This window comes from Caballeronia sp. (assembly GCF_049581465.1).
Classification (GTDB): Bacteria; Pseudomonadota; Gammaproteobacteria; order Burkholderiales; family Burkholderiaceae; genus Caballeronia.
Window position 1 is genome coordinate 1 of the sequence record NZ_JBAUSA010000486.1, and the last position, 3,263, is coordinate 3,263.

The following is a 3,263-nucleotide window of genomic DNA, read 5'->3' on the forward strand; positions in this document are numbered from 1 at the left end:
CGCAGAGCCGCAGTTTGGGCTGGGCTGCGCCTGCGTATCTGCTGAACGTTGTCGACGTTGATGGTGGCACTCCGCAAAGCGCAGAGGCCGTCGCTTGCACCTGGTCGAGCCGGACAGCCGCCGCCGGACAATCCGTTTTTGCGTTTACCACCTTGTCAAGAGAGCTCGCGGATGCTGGCACGCAGCATCTCGGGCAGGATCGGGCCGATCGCTATCGCGCAAGGCTGTCGCAGCATATCGAGACGCGCGGGGCGGCGCTATCAGCTCTTGTGTCGAAGCTGAACCGCGCGCGCTCATGGAAGACTTCAGTGGTCGGCGTGTTCTTCACTCCTCTGTTCAAACAGCAACCCGTCAGCGCTGCCAACGCGCCCCATACCCCGTCTTCACTCACGCAACCAACGTGGCAGGCCATCGCTGCCCACAGCCGCACCGTGCATGGCCGCCCCGTTGGCTTTTCGTTCTCACGCATCACGGCATGGGGCGCCATCGCACTCGTGGCCATGTGGATCACAGGCACGCTGGTATCCGTAGCCGCCAATCGCAACGCAATCCAGACCGCCTCCACGACGATCGCAAAACTCGCGGCACCGCGCGACGCAACCCAAGCCGCGCTAAACCTCGACACCCTGCAAAAGCAAATCGGTACGCTCGAAGCACGCCAGGGCGATGGTGCCCCGTGGTACACCCGTTTCGGACTGAATCACGACGCCGCACTGCTCAGCGCCGCGTGGCCGGCGTACGAAGACGCAAACAACCGCATACTGATACCGCCGATACGCACCAAGCTCGAAGCCGATCTGAGACAACTCGGCTCCCTCACCGATCAGGAACTGGCAAGTGGTGGCGACGCGCAGGTCAAAGGTGCCTACAGCACCCTCAAGTCATATCTGATGCTGGCCAAGCCTAAGCACGCCGATTCAGGCTTCCTGATCCCTCAATTGCTGGCTACGGATCAACCTGCACGTCCGGAACCGTCAACTATCAACCCGGGTGACTGGCGCGACCTGACGCAGCGTCTCGTGAGCTTCCATGCGAACCACCTGGGCCAGCGCCCGTCACTCGCGATCACGCCCGACGCAACTTTGATCAGCACAGCCCGCCAGACGCTCGTGAGCGTGATGGGTCTACAGAACTCCACCGACGCGGTCTACCAGCAGATCATCGATGAAACTCGCATCAAGTACCCGCCCGTTTCATTGCAGTCACTAATGGGCGACACCAGCAGCCGGGGTGTATTCACAACGAGCGAAACCGTAGCCGGCGTCTACACGCGGCAAGCGTGGGACGAGCGCATCGGCAAAGCGATCGATGACGCCGACAATGAGCGCACGGTCACCGGCGACTGGGTGCTCTCCGATACACCAACAACAAGCGCAGCATCATCCGCAGCGTCACTCAAGGAGCAATTGCGCCAGCGCTACTTTGCCGACTACGGTCGCGCCTGGCAGGAGTTCCTGAATAGCGTGCGCTGGCAGGCGGATACGTCGTTATCCGGCACCGTCGATCAACTAAGTCTTTATGCCGATCCACAACGCTCGCCGCTATCTGCATTGTTCAAGGTGATCGTGTATCAGGCGAACACGGGTACTGTGGGGCAATCGCTTTCAAATACGCTCGTCAGCGGAGTCCGGTCGCTCGTGAGTGGCGGCGACGACGGAAATCCCTCCAACGCTTCCTCACCACCCGAAGCACCGCTTGCGTCGGCGTTCGGCCCGCTGCTGCGCGTTGCAGGCAGTGATCTGGCGACGAGCAGTCCCGCCAAGCCGGCTGCAACTCAACCGGCCAACACCTCCGATATCAGCCTGCCGCGCTATCTCGAACGCGTCACAGGAGTACGCCTCAAGCTCCAGCAGATCATGATGAGCCCCGATCCCGACGCGATGTCTCGTACGGCAGCGCAGGCGATCCTGCAGGGAAAGACCTCGGATATCGGTGACAGCCGTGACTACGCAAGCCGTGTCGCCGCGAGCCTTGGCGAGCAATGGTCGGGGTTTGGCAATGCGGTCTTTCAGCGGCCGCTCGATCAAACCTGGGATGTGGTTCTTCAACCCGCGACGGCGAGCCTGAATGAAACGTGGCGCACGGGCATTGTCGCCGCCTGGAATAAGTCGTTCGGCGGACGTTATCCATTTGCGGACTCGGACAGCGACGCATCATTGCCTGAAATGGCGCGCTTCCTCCGTGTGGACGGTGGCGTGATCTCGCAATTTGTAGCGACGCAACTCGGCGGCATCATCGAGCGACAGGGTGACCAATGGGTGGTCATGCAAGCCACCGGAGGCAATACGCTGAGAGTCGACCCCGAGTTCGTGAGTGCATTGAACCGGCTTACACGGGTATCGAATGTTCTGTTTCCAACCGGCGATGCCAGCCTGCGCTACGAACTGCGCGCCATCCCAACACCCGGAATCACAGACGTGAAAATCGCGCTGTCGGGGCGTGATTTGCACTATTTCAACCAACGTGAGGAGTGGACGCCGTTCGTCTGGCCGGGCGAGGCGCTGGAAAACGGCACGCGCATCGAGTGGCAGACCGAGCAGGCGGGCGCACGCGTGGCATTCGACTTCGCGGGACGTTTTGGGCTGATTCGCTTGCTCGAACGGGCAACGGTGTCGCAGCAAGACGGCGCCCGTTACTTGTTGCGCTGGCCGTTGGGCAAGGAGGCGGTCGATGCCCCGCCCGAAGCAATGCCTCGTGAGACCGCTTACGAAGCAACACCGCAGTCGCGCGCAGTCGCTGTCGCGACGGCAAGCGCGCCGGTAGCGTCAAGGCGCCCGGCGCCTCGTGAGAATGATGACTGGGCCGCTCGGGCCGCGACAAGCGCTGCCGTGCGGGACGCCTTATGGAAACCGGGCGCAAGCAACGCTGACAGGGCGTCTGCGCAGCCGCTCGGACCCGTGAAGCCTCGCTTTTTGCAGGTGCAATTGCGCAGCGAAGTGGGAGCCGGTCCGCTCGATGTCCTGAAGCTTCGTCACTTCACATTGCCATCGCGGATCTTTCTTCGTAGCGACGCCGGAGGCCGTCCGATAAACCCTGGACCCAATCCTCCGCCTTTGCCTGTGACGGCGATAGAAGCGGCGAAACGTGCGGCAACGCCGCTTCCTCGTGGCGCTTTGCCGGACATCGAATGACCCTCATTGCCAATGTCCGCAGCACGCTGCAAAGCGACGACCAAAAGCGGTCGTAATTGAACATAAGGATCCCAAACAAATGGACGACGCCATCCTGCGTTATTACGAAGCCGAGATGCGCTACCTGGGCGA

1 protein-coding gene is annotated in these 3,263 nt (G+C 61.7%); it reads left to right on the forward strand.

The window, feature by feature from the left end:
• Positions 1-3,131, forward strand: a 3,131-nt coding sequence (locus WCA53_RS11935; RefSeq protein ID WP_423909777.1) for an ImcF-related family protein, incomplete at its 5' end; no start/stop codon positions are given.
• Positions 3,132-3,263 lie beyond the last annotated feature (132 nt).